The 25,560-nt window shown below is 68.7% G+C and carries 24 protein-coding genes; 5 read left to right on the top strand and 19 right to left on the bottom strand.

Annotation, left to right across the window (positions count from 1 at the left end; genetic code table 11):
- The first annotated feature begins 35 nt into the window (after positions 1 to 35).
- Complete coding sequence (locus CJ179_RS18030) at positions 36 to 863, top strand: enoyl-CoA hydratase/isomerase family protein (RefSeq protein WP_095862424.1); 828 nt, start codon at positions 36 to 38, stop codon at positions 861 to 863.
- Between the two features lie 6 nt (positions 864 to 869).
- On the opposite strand, the gene CJ179_RS18025 is transcribed toward CJ179_RS18030, so the two are convergent.
- The 6 genes from CJ179_RS18025 to CJ179_RS18000 all read right to left on the bottom strand — a co-directional run bounded on the left by CJ179_RS18025 (position 870) and on the right by CJ179_RS18000 (position 6,940).
- The gene (locus CJ179_RS18025) at positions 870 to 1,502 is read right to left on the bottom strand and encodes a Dabb family protein (RefSeq protein ID WP_179377608.1); all 633 of its coding nucleotides are present in this window, start codon (positions 1,500 to 1,502) and stop codon (positions 870 to 872) included.
- Positions 1,495 to 1,848 carry a hypothetical protein gene (locus tag CJ179_RS18020; RefSeq protein WP_072947201.1) on the bottom strand — a complete coding sequence of 118 codons (354 nt, stop codon included), beginning with the start codon at positions 1,846 to 1,848 and terminating at the stop codon, positions 1,495 to 1,497. The genes CJ179_RS18025 and CJ179_RS18020 overlap by 8 nt, the downstream gene beginning before the upstream one ends.
- Before the next feature lie 79 nt (positions 1,849 to 1,927).
- Positions 1,928 to 3,577 carry a class I adenylate-forming enzyme family protein gene (locus tag CJ179_RS18015; protein ID WP_095862422.1) on the bottom strand — a complete coding sequence of 550 codons (1,650 nt, stop codon included), beginning with the start codon at positions 3,575 to 3,577 and terminating at the stop codon, positions 1,928 to 1,930.
- A gap of 17 nt (positions 3,578 to 3,594) precedes the next feature.
- Positions 3,595 to 4,359, bottom strand: a complete 765-nt coding sequence (locus tag CJ179_RS18010; protein WP_095862421.1) for an SDR family NAD(P)-dependent oxidoreductase — start codon at positions 4,357 to 4,359, stop codon at positions 3,595 to 3,597.
- A gap of 34 nt (positions 4,360 to 4,393) precedes the next feature.
- Positions 4,394 to 5,527, bottom strand: a complete 1,134-nt coding sequence (locus tag CJ179_RS18005) for a thiolase family protein (protein WP_095862420.1) — start codon at positions 5,525 to 5,527, stop codon at positions 4,394 to 4,396.
- A gap of 84 nt (positions 5,528 to 5,611) precedes the next feature.
- Positions 5,612 to 6,940 (bottom strand): MFS transporter, encoded by a 1,329-nt coding sequence (locus CJ179_RS18000; RefSeq protein WP_072947205.1) that lies wholly within the window; start codon positions 6,938 to 6,940, stop codon positions 5,612 to 5,614.
- Positions 6,941 to 7,152: 212 nt separating this feature from the next.
- Here CJ179_RS18000 and CJ179_RS17990 point away from each other — a divergent pair, with 212 nt between their 5' ends.
- Genes CJ179_RS17990 through CJ179_RS17980 form a run of 3 tightly spaced genes read left to right on the top strand, consistent with a single transcriptional unit; the run spans position 7,153 to position 10,333 of the window.
- Entirely contained in the window at positions 7,153 to 8,346 is a 1,194-nt protein-coding gene (locus tag CJ179_RS17990) for an acyl-CoA dehydrogenase family protein (protein WP_095862419.1), read from the top strand.
- 17 nt (positions 8,347 to 8,363) lie between these two features.
- The gene (locus CJ179_RS17985) at positions 8,364 to 9,521 is read left to right on the top strand and encodes an acyl-CoA dehydrogenase family protein (RefSeq protein WP_072947207.1); all 1,158 of its coding nucleotides are present in this window, start codon (positions 8,364 to 8,366) and stop codon (positions 9,519 to 9,521) included.
- 47 nt (positions 9,522 to 9,568) lie between these two features.
- Complete coding sequence (locus CJ179_RS17980; RefSeq protein WP_095862730.1) at positions 9,569 to 10,333, top strand: trans-aconitate 2-methyltransferase; 765 nt, start codon at positions 9,569 to 9,571, stop codon at positions 10,331 to 10,333.
- Between the two features lie 8 nt (positions 10,334 to 10,341).
- On the opposite strand, the gene CJ179_RS17975 is transcribed toward CJ179_RS17980, so the two are convergent.
- The 6 genes from CJ179_RS17975 to CJ179_RS17950 form a co-directional block, all read right to left on the bottom strand.
- Complete coding sequence (locus CJ179_RS17975) at positions 10,342 to 11,283, bottom strand: TAXI family TRAP transporter solute-binding subunit (RefSeq protein ID WP_095862418.1); 942 nt, start codon at positions 11,281 to 11,283, stop codon at positions 10,342 to 10,344.
- On the bottom strand, positions 11,280 to 12,695 hold the full coding sequence (locus tag CJ179_RS17970) for a HAMP domain-containing sensor histidine kinase (protein ID WP_095862417.1): 1,416 nt from the start codon (positions 12,693 to 12,695) through the stop codon (positions 11,280 to 11,282). The genes CJ179_RS17975 and CJ179_RS17970 overlap by 4 nt, the downstream gene beginning before the upstream one ends.
- Position 12,696: 1 nt before the next feature.
- Positions 12,697 to 13,356 carry a response regulator transcription factor gene (locus CJ179_RS17965; RefSeq protein ID WP_072947210.1) on the bottom strand — a complete coding sequence of 220 codons (660 nt, stop codon included), beginning with the start codon at positions 13,354 to 13,356 and terminating at the stop codon, positions 12,697 to 12,699.
- 15 nt (positions 13,357 to 13,371) lie between these two features.
- Positions 13,372 to 14,739, bottom strand: coding sequence for an MFS transporter (locus CJ179_RS17960; RefSeq protein WP_095862416.1), 1,368 nt, complete (start codon positions 14,737 to 14,739; stop codon positions 13,372 to 13,374).
- 138 nt (positions 14,740 to 14,877) lie between these two features.
- Positions 14,878 to 16,011 (bottom strand): CaiB/BaiF CoA-transferase family protein, encoded by a 1,134-nt coding sequence (locus tag CJ179_RS17955; protein WP_095862415.1) that lies wholly within the window; start codon positions 16,009 to 16,011, stop codon positions 14,878 to 14,880.
- Entirely contained in the window at positions 16,008 to 17,180 is a 1,173-nt protein-coding gene (locus CJ179_RS17950; protein ID WP_095862414.1) for an acyl-CoA dehydrogenase family protein, read from the bottom strand. Before CJ179_RS17950 ends, CJ179_RS17955 begins: the two co-directional genes overlap by 4 nt.
- 148 nt (positions 17,181 to 17,328) lie before the next feature.
- On the opposite strand from CJ179_RS17950, the gene CJ179_RS17945 reads away from it, so the two are divergent.
- The gene (locus CJ179_RS17945; RefSeq protein ID WP_095862413.1) at positions 17,329 to 18,363 is read left to right on the top strand and encodes a LacI family DNA-binding transcriptional regulator; all 1,035 of its coding nucleotides are present in this window, start codon (positions 17,329 to 17,331) and stop codon (positions 18,361 to 18,363) included.
- Here CJ179_RS17945 and CJ179_RS17940 read toward each other — a convergent pair whose 3' ends face one another.
- The 7 genes from CJ179_RS17940 to CJ179_RS17910 all read right to left on the bottom strand — a co-directional run bounded on the left by CJ179_RS17940 (position 18,364) and on the right by CJ179_RS17910 (position 25,435).
- Positions 18,364 to 19,887, bottom strand: a complete 1,524-nt coding sequence (locus CJ179_RS17940; RefSeq protein WP_095862412.1) for an acyl-CoA synthetase — start codon at positions 19,885 to 19,887, stop codon at positions 18,364 to 18,366. It lies immediately after the preceding gene.
- Positions 19,888 to 19,933: 46 nt separating this feature from the next.
- Positions 19,934 to 20,542 (bottom strand): hypothetical protein, encoded by a 609-nt coding sequence (locus CJ179_RS17935; RefSeq protein ID WP_072947808.1) that lies wholly within the window; start codon positions 20,540 to 20,542, stop codon positions 19,934 to 19,936.
- Between the two features lie 170 nt (positions 20,543 to 20,712).
- Positions 20,713 to 21,495 carry an enoyl-CoA hydratase gene (locus CJ179_RS17930; protein ID WP_095862411.1) on the bottom strand — a complete coding sequence of 261 codons (783 nt, stop codon included), beginning with the start codon at positions 21,493 to 21,495 and terminating at the stop codon, positions 20,713 to 20,715.
- Between the two features lie 43 nt (positions 21,496 to 21,538).
- Positions 21,539 to 22,720 carry a fumarylacetoacetase gene (gene fahA, locus CJ179_RS17925; protein ID WP_095862410.1) on the bottom strand — a complete coding sequence of 394 codons (1,182 nt, stop codon included), beginning with the start codon at positions 22,718 to 22,720 and terminating at the stop codon, positions 21,539 to 21,541.
- Positions 22,717 to 23,586: a hypothetical protein gene (locus CJ179_RS17920; protein WP_095862409.1), complete on the bottom strand. Its 870-nt coding sequence runs from the start codon at positions 23,584 to 23,586 to the stop codon at positions 22,717 to 22,719. The genes fahA and CJ179_RS17920 overlap by 4 nt, the downstream gene beginning before the upstream one ends.
- Positions 23,583 to 24,782, bottom strand: coding sequence for a homogentisate 1,2-dioxygenase (locus CJ179_RS17915; RefSeq protein WP_095862408.1), 1,200 nt, complete (start codon positions 24,780 to 24,782; stop codon positions 23,583 to 23,585). The genes CJ179_RS17920 and CJ179_RS17915 overlap by 4 nt, the downstream gene beginning before the upstream one ends.
- A gap of 98 nt (positions 24,783 to 24,880) precedes the next feature.
- The gene (locus tag CJ179_RS17910) at positions 24,881 to 25,435 is read right to left on the bottom strand and encodes a MarR family winged helix-turn-helix transcriptional regulator (protein ID WP_072947791.1); all 555 of its coding nucleotides are present in this window, start codon (positions 25,433 to 25,435) and stop codon (positions 24,881 to 24,883) included.
- Positions 25,436 to 25,560: the final 125 nt, after the last annotated feature.

The raw sequence follows: 25,560 nt of genomic DNA, 5'->3' as shown, positions 1-25,560 counted from the left end.
GTCGCCGAGAACCGCGCCCACGTCTGGAGCCGCGCATGAGCATCGAATCCCTCCCCTCCACCGCAGGGGCCGCATCCGCAGAATCCGACGTCCTGGTCGGCCGGGACGGCGCGGTCGCGACGATCACGCTGAACCGGCCCACGCGGCGTAATGCGATGACCCTCGACTCGTGGATCGCCTTGCGCGAGACGCTCGCCGAACTCGCCCTCGACGACGCCACCCGCGTCGTGATCCTCACCGGTGCGGGCAGCGACTTCTGCACCGGCGCAGACCTCGACAAGCGCGCCCCGATGCACCCGCTGACCCGGATGCGGCAGATCAACGCGACGGCGCTCGCGGTCGCGGAGTTCCCCAAACCGCTGATCGCGAAGGTGCGCGGCTACGCCGTCGGAGCCGGCTGGAACCTGGCGCTGCTGTGCGATCTGCTCATCGCCTCGCGCGACGCACAGTTCAGCCAGATCTTCGCCAAACGCGGCCTGTCGGTGGATTTCGGAGGCTCCTGGCTCCTGCCGCGCATGGTGGGACTGCACCGCGCGAAGCGCTTGGTCATGCTCGCCGAGATGCTCGACGCCGAGCAGGCGGACGCGCTGGGACTGGTCAGCGAACTCGTCGAACCGGAAAAACTGGATGCCACGGTCGCCCGGTTCGCCGCCGGCCTCGCGGCGTCGCCGACCGTGGCCGTCATGCAGTCGGCGCGACTGATCGAGGACGGCACGACGTCGTCGCTGCGGGACGCACTCGAGAACGAGTCCCGTTCGCAGGCGGTCAACTTCGCGACCGACGCACCGGCCGCATTGCGCGCCTTCGTGGAAAAGCGTCCCCCCTCCTTCAGCGGGGAATGGCAGGTGCCGCAACCGTCGTAGGAACCGCTAGATGATCGCACCGTCGATCGTGCAGAAGCTGTGGCACAGCCGGGTGACGATCCGCGGCCCGCGTTCGGGATCGAACCACCGATCGATGTGCGCCCAGTGGTGTGGGTGCGTCATGTACGGCCCGGACAGTCCGTCGAGGTCGGCGTACTCCTGCTCCCAGACGTGGGTCCACCGCGCGGCGCCGGCCGACTCGTGCACCCGGCTCAGCTGCGAGGTCCCGATGGTGCGGATGTAGTCCGACATCGCCCGCGTCTCGGATTCGAACTGCTGCACCACCGCCGGGTCGGCGGAATTTTCGACCGAGACGAGGAGCGTCCGGTACACGGCCGGCTCGAAAGCGCGTGGGGCGGGAGTGGGAACGCCCGTGTAGCCGACGCTGTCGACGTGCCCGATCTCGGGGACGGACAGCTGTGCGGCGATGTCGGGTTCGACGGCGCGCCAGTCGGATTCGTCGTCGAAGTGAAGGTGCGCGATCACGTCGCCGCCGTCGATGCCGCCGGGCAGGGTCGGTGCCACGAGGACACGCCGGGCCCGGGAGGCCGCGACGTCCTGCAGCCTGCCTGCCACCGACGCAGCGGCGCTGCCGTCCGAGTCCGCGCCGAGGTGAATCAGCTTGGTCACCTTAAACATCGGTCGCGACCTCCACGTCCGCGGGCGAGCAGGACACCGTGCGTCGCCGGGTGGTGAGAAGCTGGTCGGCGTCCTCCCACCAGCCGAGCACCTCCGCGTCGTGGCGCGCGAGAAGGCTCTGATGCCACCAGGCGCGAGCGCCGCGCACGGTCCAGCTGACACTGACGGTGTTGGACTGGTCCTCGAGCCACACCGGCGGGGAGACGAGCACGCGGTCCAATGTCAGGCCACGCGCAATCGCGCCGGGCGCATAGCGTTCCAGGTAAGCGTCGAGAAAAGCGCGCGCCCGACCGGGCGACACCACCATCTCGTCGACGACGTACACGATCGGCTCGGCCGAAACCATCAGCGCTCCCTCCTTCCCGCTACCAGGACGGTAGGGGACGAAGGGAGCGCGTCACAGGGTTGCGTCCACCCAGCGGGAGCTACGTCGCCGCGGTCGCGAGTTGCTCGCGCAGCTTCGTCTTGAGGATCTTCCCGGCCGCGGAGGTCGGCAACTGCTCGACCACCACGACGTCGCGTACCTTCTTGTACGGCAGCACCCGCTCGGCGACGAACGCGGACACCGCGTCCCCGTCGATCCTCACACCGGGCATCGGCACCACGAACGCCACCGGCTCCTGGCCGACGCTGCCTGCCTCCCTGCCGACGACGGCGGCGGAGGACACGTCCGGGTGCGAGACGAGGATCTCCTCGAGCTCACGCGGATACACGTTGTAGCCCTTGTAGATCAGCATGTCCTTGGTGCGGTCGCAGATGAACAGGTACCCGTCCTCGTCGAGGTAAGCGATGTCGCCGGTGTCGAGCCAGCCGTCGACGAACTGCTGCGCCGTGATCTCCGGGTGGTTCAGGTAGCCGTCCGTGACCTGCGGTCCGCGGACCCACAGCTTGCCGCGGTCGCCGGCCTCCAGTACGGCACCGGAATCGTCCTGGGCGCGGATCTGCACCTCGGTGTCGAAGACCGGCAACCCCACGCTGCCGAGTTTGTAGGCGACGGAGCCGGTCAGCGGTGCGGAGGCGACCAGGCAGGTTCCCTCCGTCAGCCCGTACCCCTCGACCACGCTCGCCGACGGGAACGCCCGGCTCAGCGCCTCGAGGGTCACGTGGTCGATCGGTGCGGCCCCCGAGGAGACCACCCGCACCGAATCGGTGTCCCGGGTCGCGGCGTCGGGATGCGTGGCGACGGCGTGCCACATCGCCGGGCTCCCGGTGATGTACGTGGCGCGGTGCGTCTCGATCAACTCCAGCATCCGCCCGGGCTCGAAGCGTCCGGCGAACACCTGCGTCGCCCCGCACAGCAACAGGAACGACATGTTGATCAGCGCGTGCGCGTGGAACAGCGGCGACACGACGACGGTCGCGCCGGCGCCGGGCACCACCCCGCGGTCGCCGAGACTCTCGATGGGACGCAGTTCGATGCCGCCGACGTCGGTGGCGCAGACCTCGTGACCCGCCCGCCAGGCGATCATCTGGGTGACGTTGGCGAGAACGTTGCGGTGCAGCACCCGCACCCCCTTCGACAAGCCGGTGGTGCCGCCGGTGTACGCGAGGTGGGCCACGTCGTCCCCGGACACTGCCGGGGTGAACGGTGCGGCGGCGTACCCGCGGACGAACTCGTCGAACCCGAACTGGCCGCGACCGACGCCCGCGGGGAGGCCGGCCACCACGATGGTGCGCACGGTGGTGCCGCTCGCCGCCGCGGTGAGGGTGTCCAGTTGCCCGGGCTGGGTGACGGCGGCGACCGCCCCCGTGTCGATGATCTGCGAGCGCAGGCCGGGGCCCGGCTGCAACGGGTTGACCAGGGTGACGGTCGCGCCGGCCCGAAGCGCGCCGTAGTAGGCCACCACGAATTCGATGCAGTTGCCGAGGTGCAGGAGCACCACGTCGCGTTCGGTCACTCCCGCGTCCCGCAGCGCGGCGGCGAACGCTCCCGACCGCTGGTCCAGCTCGCGGTAGGTGCACACCGTGTCGCCGTCGACCACTGCGGCCTTGTCGCCGTACAGGTTCGCCATGCCGGACGGGAACGCCGCCAACGTCAGTTCGGGGTAATGCAATACCGGTGCAGCAGAATTCACGTTGGGTCCTTAGTTAGTCAGCGAGGTGCCATGCGGATGGCGCCGTCCAGGCGGATGGTCTCGCCGTTGAGGTAGCCGTTCTCGAGGATCTGGCAGGCGAGCTGTCCGAACTCGCTCGGCTTGCCCAGACGCGACGGGTTCGGCACCGACTTCTCCAGCGACGCCCGCACGTCGTCGCGCAGCCGGGCGAGGAGTGGGGTGTCCATGATCCCCGGGGCGATGGTGCACACCCGGATGTTACGGCTGGCGAGGTCCCGGGCCGCGGTGACCGTCATGCCCACGATGCCTGCCTTCGATGCGGTGTAGTTGATCTGGCCGATCTGGCCTTCGAATGCGGCGACGGACGCCGTCAGCACGACCGCACCGCGCTCGCCGTCGATCTCCTCCTGGCGCGCCATCCGCTCCGCCCCGAGCCGCAGGGCGTTGAACGAGCCGACGAGGTTGAGCCGGATCACGAACTCGAAGTCCTCGACGGAGCCTGCCTTGCCGTCGGAGTCGAGGATGCGCATCCGGCGTCCGGCGCCTGCGCAGTGCACGAGGCCGCGCAGTCCGCCGCGGTCGTCGGCGACGTCGAGTGCGGCCGCGAACTGCTCGGAATCGGTCACGTCGGCGGGGGCGAACTGGGCGGCGCTGCCCAATTCCTTCGCGGCCGCCTCGCCATCGGAGTTCGGCAGGTCGATGAGCGTGACCTGAGCGCCCGCGTCGACGAGCCGGCGGGCCGTCGCCAGACCGAGACCGGACGCGCCGCCGGTGACCGCGGTCGAAATTCCCTCGAGTTCCATCGTGCGTGTGTTCCCTTCGAAAGATGTTGCCGGATCAGAGAAGTTCGAGAATGGTGGCGTTGGCGAGGCCACCCGCCTCACACATCGTCTGCAGTCCGTACCGAATGCCGTTGTCCCGCATGTGGTGGACGAGCCGGGTCATGAGGATCGCCCCGGAACCGCCGAGCGGGTGCCCGACCGCGATGGCGCCGCCGAGCGGGTTCAGCCGGTCGGTTGCGGCGCCGGTCTCCGCCTGCCACGCCATCGGGACGGGAGCGAACGCCTCGTTCACCTCGAATGCGCCGATGTCGTCGATCTTCAGTCCCGAGCGGGACAGTGCCTTCTCCGTCGCGGCGATGGGTCCGGTCAGCATGATCACCGGGTCGTCGCCCGCGACGGCGCACGTGTGGATGCGGGCCATCGGGGTCAGGCCCAGTTGGGCGGCCTTCTCGCTCGTCGTGACGAGCAGCGCACCGGCGCCGTCGGAGATCTGCGAGGAGTTGCCGGCGTGGATCACGCCGTCCTCCTTGAAGACGGTCTTCAGCTTGCCGAGCGATTCGAGGGATCCGCCGCGGCGGATCCCCTCGTCGCCTGCGAGGACGTCGGAGAGCGGTGCGAGTTGCCCGTCGAATGCGCCCCGGTCCGCGGCGTCGGCCGCGAGTGCGTGCGATCGCAGCGCGTACTCGTCGAGCGCCTGACGGGACAGCCCCCACTTCTCGGCCATCATCTCGGCGCCGGTGCCCTGGCTGAACCCGCCGACGCCGTACCGGTCGAGGACGGCCGCCGGGAAGTGTTCGCCGTTCGTGCTGGCGCTGCCCATGGGAACCCGGCTCATCGACTCCACACCACCGGCGACGACGATGTCCTCGTGGCCTGCGATGACCGTGGCGGCGGCGAAGCTCACGGCCTGCTGGCTCGATCCGCACGCCCGGGTGAGGGTGGTGCCCGGCACCGATTCGGGCCAGCCGGCGGCGAGCACGGCGGTGCGGGCGACGTTGCCCGCCTGCTCCCCCACCTGGCTGACGCAGCCCCAGACGACGTCGCCGACCTGATCCGGGGAGAGTCCGGTGCGCGCCGCGAGGGCCTCGAGGACGTGCGCCGACAGATTTGCGGGGTGGATTCCGGACAGGGAACCGCCACGCCGCCCGATGGGCGTGCGGACGGCGTCGACGATCACTGCATCGCGCATGGTGTGTTCCTTCGATCTGAGGGGGTGACTCGAATCAATCACGGGCGAAGTCGTCAGCACAACGACTTTCGGCCGATCGCAGCGTTAGTTCGTGCCTATGCCCGCAGCGTCGCCCCGGACCAGTTTCTTGTCGCGCTCGGGGTTCGCGAAGAGCAGCGCCCCGACGGCGCACACGGCGGCGACGAGTCCGAGGGCCTGGAACGCGGTGGCGTACCCTTCGGCGGGCGAGGCGGCCGCGTCGACGATCAGACCCGTCGCGTAGGGGGCGACGAGACCGCCGATCGCCATGACGGCGAGGAAGACGCCCAGCGTGCCGGCGGTCTGGCGGGGCGGGCAGATCTCCGAGATCGCCGCGTTGAGCAGCGGGAACACCGACGCCGCGAAGCCGTAGCCGACGGAAACGACGAGGACGGCTACCGCGGGTGCGGTGATCGACGGGAGGGCCAGCAGGATCGCACCGCAGATCAGCACCCCGACGGCGGGGACGACGACACGGACCACGCGGGACGTCGAGCCGCGCGCGAGCAGGCGGTCGCCGATCACGGACGACAACAGCATCAGGATCAGCCCGGCGATGCTCGGGAACGCGAACATGGAGCCGGCCTGGAGGCGGCTGTACCCGAGGCCCACCTCGAAGTACGACGGCAGCCACGTCAGAACCACGGCGACCAGTGCGTACACGCTCATGACGAGAAGCGCGCCGAAGATGAACGTGCGGGTCCGGAAGATGCGGCCCCACGGCACCGCCGGTTCGCCCGCGTCACCGGCGGCCGCCGAATCGGCGCCCTTGCCGCTGCGGATGTACGGGCCTTCGCTCCAGACGGTCAGCCAGACGACGCACCACAGAACTCCGATGGCGGCCAGTGCGACCAGCGCGTAGCGCCACCCGAACGTGACGGTCACGAACGCGAGAGCAGGCGCGACGGCGATCTTCGCGATCGATGCGGCACCGGCGAGCAGCGCGCTCGGCAGTCCGCGCTTGGCGGGTGCGTGCCACGAGTACGCACCCGTGTGGAGCAGCGCGGAGCTCGGACCTTCCGCGAGCCCGAGCAGCAGGCGACTGACCAGCAGCACCCCGAAACTCGCGACGACCACGAGCGGAAGAATTGCGACGGACCAGGCGATCGCGAGCAGCAGCAGCGCCCATCGCAGCGACATCCAGCGGTTCAGCGCGCCGGCGAAGAAGCCGCCGACGGTGAAGGTCAGGAAGAAGAGGCTGCCCACCAGCCCGATCTGCGAGGCGCTCAGCCCCAGTTCGTGGGCGAGGGGCTGGGCGATGATGCCGAGGACGGCCTTGTCGGCGTAGTTGACGACGTAGAGCAGCACGAGGAGCGCGGTCAGGCCCCAAGCGCGGCTGCGGGACTCGGAACCGATGGCGACGGTCCGGTCGAGGGTGGCAGTGGAGCGGGTCACGTGGTGATCCCTTCGAAGAATGTGGTGGCGTGGGTCACAGTATCTCGATTCATTGAACGGACCGGGAAGCCGTCGATCAATACGTACTCGGCGAAGGCACCGGCTACGTCTGCCTATGAGTCGCCGAGGTGCGGGTGCATTGGACTGCGCTATCCGACAGATAGCCCGAACGCCCCTAGCCGGGCCCCCGCGGATCGGGCATTCTGAATTCCATGAGCCGCCTCGCCCACACTCTCGATCTGACCGAGTTCCAGACCGAGATCGTCGACACCGTACGCACTTTCGTCGATCGCGACATCATCCCGGCCGCACAGGAACTCGAGCACTCCGACACCTACCCCCAGGCCATCGTCGACAAGATGCGCGACATGGGCCTGTTCGGGCTGATGATCCCCGAGGAGTACGGCGGGCTGGGCGAATCCCTGCTCACGTACGCATTGTGCGTCGAGGAGCTCGCCCGCGGCTGGATGAGCGTGTCCGGTGTGATCAACACCCACTTCATCGTCGCGTACATGATCCGTCAGCACGGCACCGACGCCCAGAAGAACCATTACCTGCCGCGGATGGCGACCGGTGAGGTGCGCGGCGCGTTCTCGATGTCCGAGCCCGAGCTGGGTTCCGACGTCGCCGCGATCCGCACCAAGGCCAAGCGCAACGCCGACGGCGACTACGTGATCAACGGCCAGAAGATGTGGCTCACCAACGGCGGCAGCTCGACGCTCGTCGCCGCGCTGGTGCGCACCGAGGAGGGCGCCGCGAAGCCGCACGCCAACCTGACCACCTTCCTGATCGAGAAGCCCGCCGGTTTCGGTGAGGTCCTCCCCGGGCTCACCGTCCCGGGGAAGATCGACAAGATGGGCTACAAGGGCATCGACACCACCGAGTTGCTGTTCGACAACTATCGCGCGGCCGCCGGCGACGTCCTCGGCGGAACCCCGGGCCGCGGGTTCTCGCAGATGATGGACGGCGTCGAGGTCGGCCGGGTCAACGTCTCCGCCCGCGCGTGCGGGGTCGCGATCCGGGCGTTCGAGCTCGCCGCCCGATACGCACAGCAACGCAGCACGTTCGGCACACCGATCGCGGAGCATCAGGCGGTCGCCTTCAGCCTCGCCGAGATGGCGACGAAAGTGGAAGCCGCGCATCTGATGATGGTGAACGCGGCCCGCCTGAAGGACTCCGGGGAACGCAACGACGTCGCCGCGGGCATGGCCAAGTACCTCACCAGCGAGTACTGCTCCGAGGTGACCCAGGCCAGCTTCCGCATCCACGGCGGCTACGGCTACTCGAAGGAATACGAGATCGAGCGCCTGATGCGCGAGGCACCGTTCCTCCTCATCGGCGAGGGCACCAGCGAGATTCAGAAAATGATCATCAGCAAGGGCGTACTGCGCAGTTACGCACTGTAATCCGAAGGAGAAAACCCGTGCAGCGTACGGTGTTCAACGAAGATCACGACGCGTTCCGGAAGACGATCCGCGACTTCATCGCCAAGGAAGTCGCGCCCGTCCACCACGACTGGGAGGGCGAAGGGCATCCGCCGCGCGACTTCTACCGCCGCCTCGGTGAACTCGGCGTGCTGGGCATCCAGGTGCCGGAGGAGTTCGGCGGAGGCGGTGAGAAGAGTTTCAAGTTCGCCGCGGTGGTCGGCGAGGAGACGGCGGCCGCCGGCGTCACGTTCGGCAGTTACTCCGTGCACACCAATCTGATCCTGCCGTACCTGCTCGAGTACGCCAGCGACGAGCAGAAGCAGCGGTGGCTCCCCGGATTCGCGTCCGGCGACATCATGTTCGCGATCGCGATGACCGAGCCGGGCACCGGTTCCGACCTCGCGAACATCGCGACGTCGGCGAAACTGTCGGCGGACGGGTCGCACTACGTTCTCAACGGCGCGAAGACGTTCATCACCGGTGGCGCGCTCGCCGACCGGATCCTCGTGGTGTGCCGCACTGCGCCCAGCACTCCGGAGGACCGCCGGGCCGGTCTCACCATTCTCGTCGTCGACACCACGTCCGAGGGTTTCGCGGTGGGCCGCAAGATCGAGAAGATCGGCCTGAAGGCGTCGGACACCGCCGAACTGTCCTTCACCGACGTGCAGGTGCCGGTGGCGGACCGCCTCGGCGACGAGGGGGCCGGTTTCAGCTACCTCACCCACAACCTCGCGCAGGAACGTCTGTCCATCGCGCTCGGCGGGTCGGCGACCGCGGCCGCGGCGTTGCAGCACGCGATCGCGTACGTCAAGGAACGCAAGGTGTTCGGCAAGCCCGTCGCGGCGTTTCAGAACACCAAGTTCGTGCTCGCCGAGTGCGCCACCGAGGTCGAGGCGATCCAGCTGATGGCCGACCGCGCACTCGAACTGCACGACGCGGGCGAACTGACGGTCGCCGACGCCGCGAAGGCGAAACTGTTCTGCACCGAGGCCGCGGGCCGGGTCATCGACAAGTGCCTGCAACTGCACGGCGGTTACGGCTACGTCCTCGAATACCCCATCGCGCGCCTGTACGCGGACACCCGCGTGTCCCGCATCTACGGCGGGACGAGCGAGGTCATGAAGACGATCATCGCGAAGGATCTCGGCCTCTGACCCCACACACCAACAGTATGGGCGTACTGTTTGAAGGCGTGGACGACATATGGGATCCGGACAAGTACCTCGCCTTCGCGGACCATCGGGGGCGCCCGTTCTACGAGTTGCTGTCGCGTGTCGACGCGCGGTCACCCCGCCGCGTGGTCGACCTCGGCTGCGGCCCGGGGAACCTGACCGTCAGCCTCGCCCAGCGGTGGCCGGACGCCGTCCTGGAGGCGTCCGACAGCTCACCCGAGATGGTCCGGGCCGCGCGTGACCGCGGCCTCGACGCCGCCCGGCTGGACGTCCGCGACTGGACGCCACAGCCCGACACCGACGTCGTCGTCTCCAACGCCGCCCTGCAATGGGTGCCCGAACACCGGGAGTTGCTGCGCCACTGGCCGGCACAACTGCCGTCGGGGGCGTGGATCGCGGTGCAGGTCCCCGGCAACTTCGACGCGCCCTCGCACGCGATCGTCCGGGACCTCGCCGGGACCGAGCGGTGGTCCCGGTGGTTGACGGACGTGCCGTTCCGGGCGGACAACGTCGTCGACGATCCCGTCGGGTACGCGGGCCTGCTCGCGGACGCCGGGTGCGCCGTCGACGCCTGGGAGACCACGTACGTCCAGCAGTTGACCGGGGAGAACCCGGTGCTGGAGTGGATCACCGGAACGGCGCTCCGACCGGTCAAGGATGCCCTCTCGGCGCCGGACTGGGACCGCTTCCGCGAGGAACTCGTCCCGCTCCTCGACGATGCGTATCCCCGGCGACCGGACGGGAGCACGTTCTTCCCGTTCCGGCGCATCTTCGTCGTCGCCCAGGTGCAGTAGAGACCGGCTCAGCCGTGGTGTCTCCGGTACGCGGCGGCCGCTCCGGGGTGCAGCGGCACACCTGCGGTGACGATCAACGACTGACGGTCCAGGAACTGGCTGCCGGTCGCCTGATCCGGCACCAGTTCCGCGGCGTGGTCGATGAGCACCTCGACGATCGCGCCCGCGGCGCCGTCGGACACGGCGGGGTCGGCGAGCAGCAGGTTCGCGAGACCGATCGTCGCGACCGACGTCTGCTGTCCGTACGTGCCGGGCGGAATCAGCACCGGCTCGTAGCGTGGGCCGAACCGCACCCGCAGTAGTTCCAGTTCGGCGGACAGGTCGAGCAGTCGCAGCGGGATCCCGAGATCCGCGAACGACGGTGTCGGCACCCCGCCCGCCCACAGCACCGCGTCGACGGTGCCGTCGCGCAGCGCCTGCCCCGCATCGGTCATCGACAGGTGCAGTCGCGTCACGTCTCCCCGGCCCGCCAGGCCCAGGACATCGAGGATGCGTTCGCCCGTCAGTTCCGCGCCGGAGCCTGTGGCGCCCAGACTGATTCGGGTTCCCCGCAGCTGCGCGGTGCCCGTGATCCCGGAATCGGCGCGCACCGCGAGCTGCATGTAGTTCTCGTACACCTTGCCGAGGGCGGTGAATGCGGCGCCGGCCTCCATCGCCGACACGGCGGCATCGGCGAGGCTCAACGCCAGTTCCGCGTCCCCGGACGCCAGCGCCGCCAGATTCTCCATCGACCCCGCGGTCCGGACCGGGACGATCCGCACCGGCAGTGCGGCACGTTCCGCGGCCGCGGCCGTCAACTGGGCGAACTCCCAGAAGAATCCGCCCTCCTCACCCGCGGCAAGTCGCAGCGGATCGGTACCGCTGTCCGAGCACGCGGCGAGAACCGCACCCGTGGCCGCGGTCGCACCCGCCGCGAGGACGCCGCGCAGCAGTGTTCGTCGCGTGATCACGGTGCCACCGCCGGGAGTGCCAGCGTCACCCGGAGCCCGTGTGGCCGTTCCGCGACGACCGTCAGAGCCCCACCGGCGCCCTCGACCAGTGCGGTCGCGATGGACAGTCCGAGCCCGGTGCCCTGCTGCGCCGCCCCGGACCCGCGGAAGAACCGCGCAGACAGTTTGCCGATCTCGTCCTCGCTCACCCCGACCCCGTCGTCGCTGACCCGGATCTCGATTCCGGCGGCGGACCGTCCCGTGTCGATCCGGACCGTCGCCCCGCGGCCGGCGTACGCGTGCGCGTTGCTGAGCAGGACGTCCAGGACCTGGGACAGGTGACTGTCCCGAAAGTCCGCGACCAGCGGTTCGGCCGGCGGCCGGAACACGAGGGCCATCCCCGATTCCCCGAGAGCCTCCGTCCAGGCGTCGGCACGGTCCGCGACGACGGCACCGACGTCGCACCCGCCGCGCGCGGACTCGTCCTCGCCGGCGTCGGCGGGTGATTCGGCGACGGCGAGCGCGAGCAGTCCGTCCAGGATTCCGCCGAGCCGATCGACCTCCATCCCCGTCCGGCGGTAGGTTTCGGCGCCGGCCTCGGCGACGTGCGGGCCGAGAGAGTCGAGCCGGATGTGCAGGGCCGCGAGGGGGTTTCGGAGTTGATGGGCGGTGTCGGCGATCAGCTGGCGCTGCGCCTGCCCGGACGCCTGGACGGCGCCCGACATGGTGTCGAACGCCTTTGCGAGTTCCTGCACCTCCGGCGGTCCGCTGTATCGACCGGGCGGCCGCCCGGAGTTGCGACCCGTCCGCGGGCGCGGGGACGGGACCGCCTCGGTGAGGGCGCCGACCCTGGCGGTGAGCGCCCCGAGCGGGCGAACGGTCCACCGGGACAGCGCGATCGCGACGGCCGTGACCGCCGCCAGCGCGCCGAGCGCCCCCGCGACGATCACCAGCCACGACGTCCGGATGGATTCCCGTGCGGCGCGGGTGGACACGTGCAGGACGACGGCGCCGTCCACCTGCGCCCCGGTGCCGACGGGCACGGCCGACAGCACCCGGTTCGCCGACCACGGGGTCAGCGAACCGCTGATCCCCTGCTTCTGGTTGCGCAGTCCCGCCGTGATCGCCGCGGCGACGTCGGAGTCGTCCGGCGACAGTCCCGCCCCGGCGCGGACGTTTCCCCTGGCGTCGACGATGAGGACGCCCTCGCCGTACAACTCGTGGTAGCGGGCCACCTCCTCGCGCAGCAGCGTGGTACTTCCGGGGGCCTGGGTCTGCCCGGCGAGGCTCGCGAAATGCGTCGCGTCCGCCTCCCGGCTCAGCCGCAGGGCCTGGGTCCGTCCGGCACTGGTGGCCAGCGCCAGCGGGACCGCGAAGGCCACCACCGCGACGGCCGCGAACACCAGCAGGACGGCGAGCACACGGCGGCGCACGTCACGTGCCCCAGCGGTAGCCGTACCCGCGGATGGTCGAGATGAGGCCGGGGCGGCCCAGTTTCGCGCGCAGCCCCGTCATGTGCACGTCGAGGGTGCGGGAGATGGCCACGTACGCGTCGCCCCACACCGCGTCCATCAACTGCTGACGGCTCACCGCGGCGCCGGGACGGGTGACCAGTACCTCGAGAAGCTCGAACTCCTTGGCTGTCAACGCAACCGGAGCGCCGCCGACCTCCACCTCGCGTGCCGCCAGATCGACCACCACGTCGCCCTCGGTGACCGTCTGCTCTGCCGAACGTCCGGTCGCGCGCCTGCGCTGGGTCACGACGTCGAGCCGCGCAAGCAATTCCGCGAGCCGCGCCGGCTTGACGAGGTAGTCGTCCGCCCCGCCGCGTAGCCCCCGCACCACCGACCGTTCGTCGTCGCGGGCCGTGAGGATCACCACCGGAACGTCGCTGACGGCCCGCAGCTGCCGGAGCACCTGCAGGCCGTCCGCGTCGGGGAGACCGAGGTCGAGGATCACCGCGTCCATACCGCGATGGCCGAGAAGGAGATCGGAACCGCGGCGCATGCGCACCGCCTCGTGGCCGTGGGTTCCCAGCGCCTCCACGAGTGCGTCGCCGACTCCGTCGTCGTCCTCGACCACCGCGATCTGCACGTCACTTCCCTTCGATCAGCTCCGCGAGTCGACCAGCTCGACGTCGTCGTCCGGGGTGTCCGCCCGGCTGGACGTCCGGTCGAGGGGCGAACCGTTCGAAGTCTCACGCATGAAGACGTAGACGACGAGCGAGATGGCGATGCACCCCGTCACGTAGTAGAAGAATAGCGATTCGTGGCCTGCCCGCTTCAGGGCGAGGGCGACGGTCTCGACGGTTCCACCGAAGATCGCCAACGTGAGGGCGTACGGCAACCCGACACCGAGCGCACGGACCTTGGTCGGGAACAGCTCCGTCTTCACGATCGCGTTCACCGACGTGTATCCGGTGACGACGATCAGTCCCAGCATCATCAGCGCGAACGCGACCAGCGGATTCGTCGTCTTCCCGAGCACCGTCATCAGCGGCACGGTGAGGATGGTTCCGCCCACCCCGAAGAAGATGAGCAGCTTCCGGCGGCCGATGCGGTCGGACAGTGCGCCGCCGATCGGCTGCAACACGATGAACACCAGCAGGGCCGCGAAGTTGATCCACGCCACCGTGTCCTTGGAGATGCCGGACGTGTTGATCATGTACTTCTGCATGTACGTGGTGTACGTGTAGAACGCCACGCAACCACCGAGCGTCAGGGCGCAGACCAGCAGGCACTCGCGGGGGTACTGCAGCAGCATCCGCAGCGAACCCTCCTTCGGCCCACTCGCCGTCGCGTCGTCTTCGCGCTTGGCCTCCACCTCTTCGGTGAACGCCTCCGACTCGTCCATCGTGCGACGGAGCCACATCACCGCGACGGCACCGGCGGCGCCGATCAGGAACGGGATCCGCCAGCCCCACGACTGCATGGCCTCCGCCGGCAGTGTCAGCTGCAGAATGATCTGCACACCCAGTGCGATCAGCTGCCCGGCGACGAGCGTGACGTACTGGAAGCTCGAGTAGAACCCGCGCCTGCCCGGCGAAGCGACCTCGGCCAGGTACGTGGCGCTGGTGGCGTACTCGCCGCCGACCGACAGTCCCTGCAGCATCCGGGCGATCACCAGCAGCACCGGCGCCACGATCCCGATGCTCGCATAGGACGGCGTGACGGCGATGACGAGCGAACCCGCCGCCATCACCGTCACCGACAAAGTGAGCGCCGATCGGCGACCGCGGCGGTCCGCGTACCGTCCCATGATCCAGCCGCCGATCGGCCGCATGAGGAACCCGACCGCGAAAACGGCTGCCGTGGACAGCAACTGCGCGGTGGTGTCGCCCTCGGGGAAGAACTCCTTCGCGAAGTACACGCTGAACGCCGCGTAGACGTACCAGTCGTACCATTCGATCAGGTTGCCGACCGAACCCTTCAAAACATTGCCGATGACTCGGCGCTCACCCGTCGATGTGATGCTCACGCGGGACTCCTCTCGATGCCCTGGATCTCTGCGTTCACACCACAGTGGGTCACGTCACATCGATACGGAAGGGCCGCGGAGCCTTCCTAACACTCCCTTAGGAAAGAGCCCCCGTGAGTACTTGTTAACCGCGGGCGGTTAACAAGTACTCACGGCTGGGGTGTCCTCGCCCAGCCGCGGCGGCGCGCTGCGATAGCTCGCCGGGGTGGCGCTGAGCCGGATCGGGTTCGCCACCTGCCGCACCGGCCGGTCCCTGCGCGGGTCGTCGATCTCGACCACCGGGTTCAGCCCGAGCCGCTCGGCGAGCGCCACCGCGTCGGCGATGTCGTTGAGCGGCCCGCACGGGACGCCCTCGTCGGTCAGCTTCTCGAACCACTCGTCCGCCGAGCCCGCGGACAGCGCCGCGGTGATGTCCCGGACCAGTTGCTCGCGGTGCGCCACCCGTTGCGTGTTGGTCGCGTACCGCTCGTCGTCGGCGAGTTCAGGAACACCGAGAACCTCGACGAGAGAGGCGAACTGACGGTTGTTCCCCACCGCGAGTACCAGCGGACGGTCGCCGGTCTCGAACACCTCGTACGGCGCGATGCTGGGGTGCCGGTTTCCCATCGCCTGCGGGACGACACCGGCGCCCACATACCCCGACGTCTGGTTCGCGAGGGCGGACAGCAGCGACGACAGCAGATTCACCTCGACCCGCTGCCCCTCCCCGCTCCGGTCGCGGTGCCGCAGCGCCGCCAGGATCCCGACCGCGGCGTGCAGTCCGGTGATGATGTCGACGACGGCCACCCCGACCTTCGTCGGAACGCCGGGTTCGGGTCCGGTGATGCTCATCAACCCGCCGACGGCCTGGATGAGCAGGTCGTATCCGGGGAGGTTGTTCTGGCCGCCGAACCCGGTCACGGAGCAGTAGACGACGTCGGGATTGATCTCCCGCACGGCGTCGTAGCCGAGCCCGAGCCGGTCCATCGTGCCGGGCAGGAAGTTCTCCACCACCACGTCGGCCCGCGCGGCCAGTTCCCTCGCCTGTTCCAGGTCGACGGGGTCGCGCAGGTCCCACGCGAAGGACCGCTTGTTGCGGTTGACGGACTGGAAGTAGGTGGACTCGTCGCCCACCCACGGCGGACCCCATTGCCGGGTGTCGTCGCCGACGCCGGCGCGCTCGATCTTCACGACCTCGGCGCCGAGATCGGCGAGCAGCATCGTGGCGTACGGCCCGGCGAGCACCCGACCGAAGTCGGCGATCAGCAGGCCGTCCAGGGATGCACTTCTCACCGGAACGCTGCCTCGCCCGTCAGCGCACGGCCGATCACCAGCTGGTGCACCTCGGACGTTCCCTCGTAGGTCAGCACCGACTCGAGGTTGTTGGCGTGACGGATCACGGGGTACTCCAACGTGATTCCGTTGGCTCCGAGAATGGTCCGGCACTCGCGGGCGATGGCGATGGCCTCGCGGACGTTGTTCAGCTTGCCCGTGCTGACCTGCTCGGGGCGGGCCTCGCCGCGATCCTTCAGACGTCCGAGGTGGTAGGCCAGCAGGTGTCCCTTGCCGACCTCGAGGGCCATGTCGGCGATCTTCACCTGAGTGATCTGGTAGGCGGCGAGCGACTTGTCGAACACCTGACGGTCCTGAGCGTAGGAGATCGCGGACTCGAGGCAGTCGCGGGCGGCGCCCATCGCACCGAAGATGATGCCGAAGCGGGCCTCGTTGAGGCAGCCCAGTGGGCCGGACAGCCCCTTGGCCTCGGGCAGCATCGCGGATTCGGGCAGCCGGACGTCCTCGAGCACGAGTTCCGAGGTGACGGACGCGCGCAGCGACATCTTGTGCTTGATCTCGGGCGCGGAGAAGCCGGGGGTGTCGGTGGGCACGACGAATCCGCGGATGCCGTCGTCGGTGCGCGCCCACACGACGGCGACGTCGGCGACGGACCCGTTGGTGATCCACATCTTGGTGCCGTTGAGGATCCAGTCGTCACCGTCCCGCTTGGCGTTGGTGCGCATGCCTGCGGGGTTGGAGCCGAAGTCGGGTTCGGTCAGCCCGAAGCAGCCGATCGCCTTGCCCGCGGCCATGCGCGGCAGCCATTCCTGCTTCTGGTCCTCGCTGCCGTAGTGGTGGATCGCGTACATGGCCAGCGAGCCCTGCACGGACACGAGGCTGCGGATTCCGGAGTCGACGGCCTCGAGTTCCAGGCAGGCCAGGCCGTAGGCGGTGGCGCTCATTCCGGCGCAGCCGTATCCCTCGAGGTGCATACCGAGCACGCCGAGTTCGCCCAGCCCTTCCGCCAGTTCACGCACGGGCAGCGCCGCCGCTTCGAACCATTCGCCGATGTGGGGCCGGATCTTCTCGTCCGCGAATCGGCGCACGGTGTCGCGGATCGCGATCTCCTCGGTGTCGAGCAGCGAGTCGAGGGCGAACAGCTGGGACAGGGTCTGCGAGTCGGACATGTGTTCCTCCACGGGGCCGGTGGGGCTGGTGTGCAAACGTTCGCGAGAACGATTGCACGAATAATTTCGTCACGTAGACTAAGTCGCGTTCCGGCGGACGTCAACCACGAGGCCGCCGGGTCCCCGACCCCGAGCGCGAGGATTGCCCGTGAACCTGCCGGATCGCCCGACCCGCACGTCCGGGCGTCCGCCGACCCTCCGCGAGATCGCCGAACGTGCCGGCGTCCACGTGTCGACGGCGTCGCGGGTGCTCCGGCAACCCGAGCCCGCCGACGGCTGGTCCGACGCCGCACTGCGGGTCCGCGAGGTGGCGGTGGAACTCGGCTACCAGCCCAACCTGTGGGCTGCGAGCCTGCGCACCCGAAAGACCACCACCCTCGGCGTCGTCATGCCACGACTCACCGACGGGGTGGTCGCGACGATGTTCCAGGGCATCGAGGAGACAGCCACGCAGGCCGGCTACTCCGTGCTGCTGTCGAGCCCACCCGACGACCTCGACGCCCAGCGCCGCGCCATCGAGTTCCTCGTCAGCAGGCAGGTCGACGGCCTGCTGCTCAGCAGCCTGCACAGTCCCGGCCGCGAGTTCGTCGACTCGCTGTCGGTGGGGGCACTGCCGATGCTGCAGCTCAATCGGCACGCCGACGTAGGTCTGCCGTTCGTGTCCGGCGACGACCACCGGGGCGGCTACCTCGCCGGACGCCATCTCCTCGACCGCGGTTTCACCGAGATCGCCGCCATCGCCGGCCCCGACCACGCGAGCACCTCCCGCGATCGGCTCGCCGGATTCCGGGACGCGCTGGCCGAGAACGGCATCGAACTGGGACCGGAGCGCGTCGTCCGCTCCGACTTCGACGTGTCCGGCGGTGTCGCCGCCGCCACCGTTCTCCTCGAGTCGGATTCGCGCCCCGAGGCGATCTTCACCGTCAGCGACACAATCGCGATCGGCGTCCTCGGCGTCGCCCGCGACCTCGGGCTGCGGATCCCCGACGACCTCGCGCTCGTCGGGTACAACGACATTCCGGTGGTCGCCCAGCTGCCGGTGCCGCTGACGACCGTCCGGTCACCCGCCCGCCTGATCGGCGCGACGGGGGTGCGTCATCTCCTGTCGCTCATCGCCGGCAACGACGTGGAATCGGTGAAGCTTCCGGTCGAGCTGATCGAGAGGGCGTCGACCGGAATGTAGTCAGAGTGTCGCCCGCAGTTCCCGCTTGAGCAGCTTTCCGCTCTGGTTGCGGGGCAACTCATCCACGAACACCACCTGCTTGGGCACCTTGAACGGCGCGATGCGCTCCTTGACGTGGGCGATCAACCCGTCCGGGGTCACGCCGGACGCGTCCTCCCGCAGCACCACCACCGCAGTGATCGCCTCGATCCACTTGTCGTCCGGCGTCCCGATGACCGCGACCTCGGCCACGTCCGGGTGCGTGTAGACGGCGTCCTCGACCTCGCGCGACGCCACCAGGATGCCGCCGGTGTTGATGACGTCCTTGATGCGGTCGACGACGGTGATGTACCCCTCGGCGTCTCGCGTCACCAGATCACCCGAATGGAACCAGCCGTCGCGGAACGCCTCCGCGGTGGCGTCGGGGTTGTCCCAGTACCCCAGGCACAGCTGGGGCGAACGGTAGAGCACCTCGCCCGGCGTGCCGTCCGGAACGTCGTTGCCGTCCGGATCCACCACCCGGGTCTCGACGAAGAACACGGCCTTGCCGCACGACGACGGCCTCTCCTCGTGCTCGGCGGGCTGCAGCACGGTGGCGAGCGGCCCGATCTCGGATTGTCCGAAGCAGTTGTAGAAGCCGAGGTCGGGGTAGCGTTCGCGCAGCCGGTTCAGCACCGTCACCGGCATGATCGACGCGCCGTACTGCGCCTTCTTCAGCGACGACAGGTCGCGGGTCGCCAGATCCGGATGTCCGGCGAGCGGCACCCACACGGTCGGCGCGAGGAACAGCGAGCCGATGTGATCGGCCTCGATGCGCCGCAGGATCTCCGGAATATCGGGGGTCTGCATCAGATTCACCGAGGCACCCACCGACAGGTACGGCATCATGAACACGTGCATGCCCGCCGAGTGGTACAGCGGCATGCAGATCAGCGGATTGTCACGCTCGTCCAGCGCGAGAGCGATCACGGAGGACACATACTCGTGCACGAGTCCGCCGTGAGTCATCATGGCGCCCTTCGGCTTCGACGTCGTCCCCGACGTGTACAGCAGTTGCGCCAGGTCGGTGGACGCGACCGGCACTTCCACGGCGGGCACGTCGCCGGAGCCGCTGTGGGCGAGCAGGGAATCCTCGGCGTCACGCAACGGCACCACGTGACGCAGGTCCAGCCCGTCCCGGATCGAGTCGAGGGTGCCCCGCAGCGCCGGATCGACCAGCACCGCGGTGCTCCCGGACTGCGACACCAGGTAGGTCAGCTCTTCGCCCTTGAGCGCATAGTTGACGGGGACGTGCACGAGACCCGCACGCGCGCAGGCCAGGAACCCGATCGTGTACGCGTCCGAGTTGGTGCCGTACGCGGCGACGCGCTCACCGGCCGACAGTCCCAGCGACTGCAGGTAGGCGGCGGCGCGGCTGACCGCGTCGTCGAGTTCCCGGTACGTCCACGTGCGGTCCTCGAACGTCAGCGCCCTGCGGTCGGGGAACTTGGCGGCCGAGCGCCGCAGCACTCCGTCGACGGTATCGGTGCGCGCATCCAGACTCATGCACGAAGGTTATAGGACGTCCAACTACCTTGCCAGAGGTTTCGGGCTACCTCCCAGCCGACACCAGCATCGGCGAATGCATGTCGTAGTACGTCACGTCGTCGGTCAGCCGGCCCTCCTCCTCGAACAACGACCTCAGGTCGTCCGGTATCTCCAACTTCTCGTGGGAACGGGCCTCCGCTTCGGACGTGAAGTACACCGCCTCGACGTACCCGCCGTCGCCGTAGGTGCACAGCGTTCCACCGAGGATCTCCGGTCGCAGCTCGTGCACCCGGTCGGCGGACTCGTCCAGCAACTCCCGCATCCGGTGCGCGTCCGTCGTGTGGCCCTCCATGACCTGCACGAACGTCGCGTCGTCCGAACCGCCACCCATCCACTCGGCCACCTCGGGGCAGTCCATGAAGGACACCGGGCCGTCGAAGCACCGCTCGGTCTCCGCCCACCAGGCGCCCTGCTCGGGGCGCTCACTGTTGAGCCGGGCAGCCTCTGCCGATTCGAATCGCGCCAGCGCGATGAACGTTCCGTCGTCGCACAATCCCTGGGTGCATCCGAGGAAGCCCGTCGCCCCCGGACGCACGTCCTCGGTCCAGCGGTCCATGCACCGGACGAGGCCGGCCTCGTCCGACACCTTTCCTTGAATGATTTGGATGAACATCGATGTCACCTCCCGCGGGACCGTCGCCCGCAGTGAGAACATTCTCGGTGGCCGGCCTGTCGCGGTCCACCGTCGGCGGGCGCCGACGGCCCGCGGCCGCAGCCACTGCACCCCTGATCTTTCGCCGGTTCGCTACACCGCGCAATGCAGGCAGGGCCTGTCGCGGAGGGCTATTTGCCCTGCCACTGCGGGGTGCGCTTCTCGACGAACGCCTGCATGCCCTCCTGGGCGTCGCAGGTGACGGCGTTGGTCGCCATCGTCTCGGCCATCGCCTGGTACGCCTCGCCCTGGGGAAGGTCGATCTGGCGGTAGAACGCCTGCTTGCCGATCTTCACGGTGAGCGGGCTGGCCTTCGTGATCTTCGCGGCGAGCGCCCGGGTCTGCGCGTCGAGGTCCTCCGGTGCGACCACCAGGTTCACCAGGCCCCAGTCCGCCGCGGTCTCGGCATCGATCGTTTCGCCGGTGAGCAGCATCTGCAGGGCGCGCTTGCGTCCGATCGCGCGGCTGAGCGCCACCATCGGGGTGGAGCAGAACAGGCCGATCTTCACTCCGGGTGTCCCGAACACGGCGTTCGACGACGCCACCACGAGGTCGCACGACGCGGCGAGCTGACAGCCCGCCGCGACCGCCGCACCCTGCACGGACGCGATGACCGGCTGCGGAATCTCCTGCACGGCCTGCATCATCTCGACGCAGGTGTCGAAGATGGCCTGCTCGTCCTCGAGTGTGCGGCCGATCATCTCCTTCAGGTCGTGACCCGCGGAGAACACCGGTCCTGCAGCCCTGATGACGACGACGCGGGTGGTGTCGTCGTCGCCCAGCTTCCGAAGCGCTGCGGTGACGTCCCGCATGGCCTCGGACGACAGCGGATTGCGCTGTTCGGGGCGGTTCAGGGTGAGGAACGCGACGCCGGTGTCCGGCAAGGCAGTGGTCTCGACGAAGTTCTCGGTCATGACTACTGCCTACCACCCGTGAGTACTTCTTAACCGCCCGCGGTTAAGAAGTACTCACGGGTGGAGCAATGCGGGCCCGCACCTCACCGAAGCCGATGCGGGTGCCGTTGGGGCCCGGTGCGGTGGCGGAGATGGCGATCTCGTCGCCGTCCTCGAGGAACGTGCGCTTCTGGTCCCCCACGACGACCGGATCCTGACCACCCCACGTCAGTTCGATGAACGCTCCGCGCTGGTCCTTCTCGGGTCCGGAGATGGTGCCCGATGCGAACAGGTCGCCCGTGCTGGCGGCGGCGCCGTTGACCGTGGTGTGCGCGAGCATCTGCGCCGGCGACCAGTACATCTGTGCGTACGGCGGCCGCGACACGACGTGCCCGTTCCACTCGACGGCCAGGTCGATGTCCAGACCCCACTTCTCCTCGCCGCGCAGGTACAGCAGCGGCTGCGGATCCTGCGTCGGGGTGTCGATGCGGGCCGCCTCGAGGGCCGCCAGCGGCACCACCCACGGGGAGATGGACGTCGCGAAACTCTTCCCGAGGAACGGGCCGAGCGGAACGTACTCCCAGGCCTGGATGTCGCGGGCGGACCAGTCGTTCACGACGACCGCGCCGAACACGTGGTCCGCGAATCGATCCGGCGTGATGGTCTCCCCCAGCTTCGTCGGGACGCCGACGAGGAAGCCCATCTCGGCCTCGATGTCGAGGCGGCGGGACGGCCCGAAGTCGGGCGCGTCCTGATTCGGGGCCTTGCGCTGCCCGCACGGCCGGACCACATCGGTGCCCGACACGATGACGGTGCTCGACCGCCCGTGGTATCCGACCGGCAGGTGCTTCCAGTTGGGCATCAGCGGCTCGGAGTCGGGGCGGAACAGTCGTCCGAGGTTGGTGGCGTGATTCTCGGACGCGTAGAAGTCGACGTAGTCCGCGATGGCCACCGGCAGGTGCATCGTCACGTCCTCAACCGCGAACACCGCGGTGTCGGCGACGTCGCCCTGGACGAGTTCGGTGACCTGCCGGCGAACCTCGCTCCAGCGGGCCGGGCCCTGCGCCATGAACGCGTTGAGGGTGGGCTGCGCGAAGACGTCGTCACCCAGGGTGACGGCGAGATCCACCACGGAATCTCCCACCCGCACACCGACCCGGGGGGCCGAGTCCGCGGTCGAGAACACACCGTACGGCAGGTTCTCCAACCCGAACAGCGAATCGGCGGGAATGTCGAGGACGGTCATGCGTGGGCTCCTTCATCGGCGGAAGCGTGTTCATCGGCGAGGGCGGACAACGGCACGAGGTGCAGTGCGACGAGATCCTCGAGGGGCTCGAGGATGCTGCACGTGCCGAAGGATCGGAAGGCGGTGCGGACGGCGCCGACGACGTCGGCGGGGAGGTCGCTCAGTTCGCGGGCGATCCGGGTGCTGTCACGTTCGGCGAGGGTCGCGGCCACCCGGTCGGTGTCGGCGCCGTCGAGTGCGTGCCGGGTGGCGAGAAGCACGTTGAGGAAACCGTGCTGCTCGAAACCGGTGCGCGGATCGGTGTTGCGGACGGCGTGGTGCAGTCCGGCCGTGGCCTTGAACGGGACACCTGTCGTGACGGCGGCGCGCACAGCGGACGCGAGTTCCCTCTCGTCCGGGTAGGCCTCGGCGACAACGCCTCCCGTGCGGAACTTCGCCGCGAACGGGCCTCCGACGAGTGCGGCGAGGAAGTCGGCCCGGCGCTCGCCGCGCGGAACCTCGACGAACACCTCACAGCCGGAGGTCAGCTCCGCCGCGGCGTCCAATGCGGCGAAGAACTCCGCGGCCGTCTGTTCGGCGGGCGGCGCGATCTCGAGCGCGACGGCGGTGGCACCGTCGATCTGCGCGAGGCGGTCGAGTGCGGGTTCGAGAGTGGCCGGGCCACCGGGCAGCGTCAGACTCAACTCGATCGCGCCGGCTGACAGTTCGTCCAGTCGTGCGACGGGGAACACGAAGGGGCCGACGAGATCCCCGTACGGCGCCGACAGATACCTGGTGTGCGCGGGCAGAGCGTCGGGTAGCGGCGCGTTTCCGGGTGGAAACAGGGCGGCGTCGTCGCAGAGACCGGAGAAGAGAGCGGGGATCACTGCTTCGGCCCCCGTCCTGCCCAGGTCCACGCGTAGCCCGAGTCCTCGCAGGCCAGTGCGCCCTCGCCGAGTTCGAGCGGACGGAACGTGTCGACCATGACGGCGAGTTCGTCGAAGAACTCGGCCCCGATGCTGCGTTCGTACGCGCCCGGCTGCGGTCCGTGCGCGTGGCCGCCGGGGTGGATCGAGATGGAGCCCTGCCCGATGCCGGAACCCTTGCGCGCCTCGTAGTCGCCGCCGACGTAGAACATGATCTCGTCGGAGTCGACGTTCGAGTGGTAGTACGGCACCGGAATCGACAGCGGGTGGTAGTCGACCTTGCGGGGCACGAAGTTGCAGATGACGAAGTTGTTGCCCTCGAATGCCTGATGCGCCGGCGGCGGCTGGTGCACGCGCCCGGTGATCGGTTCGTAGTCGGAAATGTTGAACGTGTACGGGTACAGGCACCCGTCCCAGCCCACGACGTCGAAGGGATGCTGCGGGTACACCATTCGCGTGCCGACGATCCCGTGCGACGTCCGGTGCTTGACGAGCACCTCGACGTCCGTGCCCTCGGCCTGCAGTGTGTCGGACGGTCCGTGCAGATCGCGCTCGCAGTAGGGTGCGTTCTCGAGCAGCTGACCGAACCGCGACAGGTACCGCTTCGGCGGGACGATGTGGCTGTTGGCCTCCATTGCGTAGGCGCGCAACGGTTCCGGGCCCTGCGGGATCCAGCGGTGCGTGGTCGACATCGGAATCAGGACGTAGTCGCCCTGCTTCGCCTCGAGCGCACCGAACACGGTTTCGACGATGGCGGCACCGGATTCGACGTACACCATCTCGTCGCCGATCGCGTTGCGGTACAGCGGCGACTCCTTGGCGGCGACCACGTAGGAGATGCGGACGTCGGCGTTGCCGAGGATCAGCCGGCGTCCGGTGACCACGTCCGTGTCGGCCCAGACCGTCTCCGGGAAGAGGTCGTGCAACTTCAGGTGGCGCGGCTTGAGCGGGTGATTGGGGGTGGTGCTCTGGTCGGGCAGCTCCCACACCGTGGCGTCGACGATCGCCGACGGGATGTGGCGGTGGTAAAGCAGCGAGGAGTCGGAGGAGAAGCCCTCTTCTCCCATCAACTCCTCGAAGTAGAGCTGACCGTTGTCGTCACGGTGCTGCGTGTGCCGCTTGGGCGGAATGTTGCCCACGTGCCGATAGAACGCCATGACCGGCCTCCCTAGAAGTGCGTGTCCGTAGTAGTAAACACATTAACTAAATTGGGGGCGTGATGGCAAGCACAGATTTTCCGGGAGGCGCAGCAGGGTCAGTTGCGGCCGCGGACGTCGAACTGACTGCGGTTGGTGATCAGCTTGTCGAGCAGCATGACGAGAATGCGCTGCTCCGGCTCGGTGAGGACGCTCGCCCACGCATGCTCGCGCTCGTTCTGCTCACGGTAGATCTCGCCGATCTCGCTGCGCCCCTTCTCCGTGAGCGACAACTGGACCGACCGGCCGTCCCGCTCGTCCGGGGACCGCTCCATCAGACCCCCACTGACCAGCGTTTTCGTCAGATTCGACACGGCGGCTCGACTCATGCCGGTGAGCTTGGCGGCGGTCTTCGACTCGACCGGACCCGCCAGCCACGTCACGAACATCAACCGGAACGCCGACCACGACAGCCCGCGCGGTCGGTGGATCGACGACTCCAGGTCGTATGTCACCACGTTCGACGCGCGGTTCAACGTCAGGAGCACCTGGGTGGCGAGTTCGTGCGTCGAACCGTATTCGGTGCTCAGACGCCTGTTCGCCAGTTCGATGAACGACCAGAAGTCGAGGCTCTCGGGCACCTCGACAGGCACCGGCGCTACGTCATCGGTCATGGGGGAACCCTATCGCGAGCCGGTGGCAGGCCCAGCGCCCGCCACCTCCGCTTTTAGTATATCTATGAACTAGTTGCGCTGACGCACCCGTGAGTACTTATTAACCGCCCGACGTTAATAAGTAC

It is taken from the genome of Rhodococcus sp. ACS1 (genome assembly GCF_002300155.1).
GTDB classification, from domain to species: Bacteria; Actinomycetota; Actinomycetes; order Mycobacteriales; family Mycobacteriaceae; genus Rhodococcus_F; species Rhodococcus_F koreensis.
This window is presented reverse-complemented; position numbering and strand designations above follow the sequence as displayed.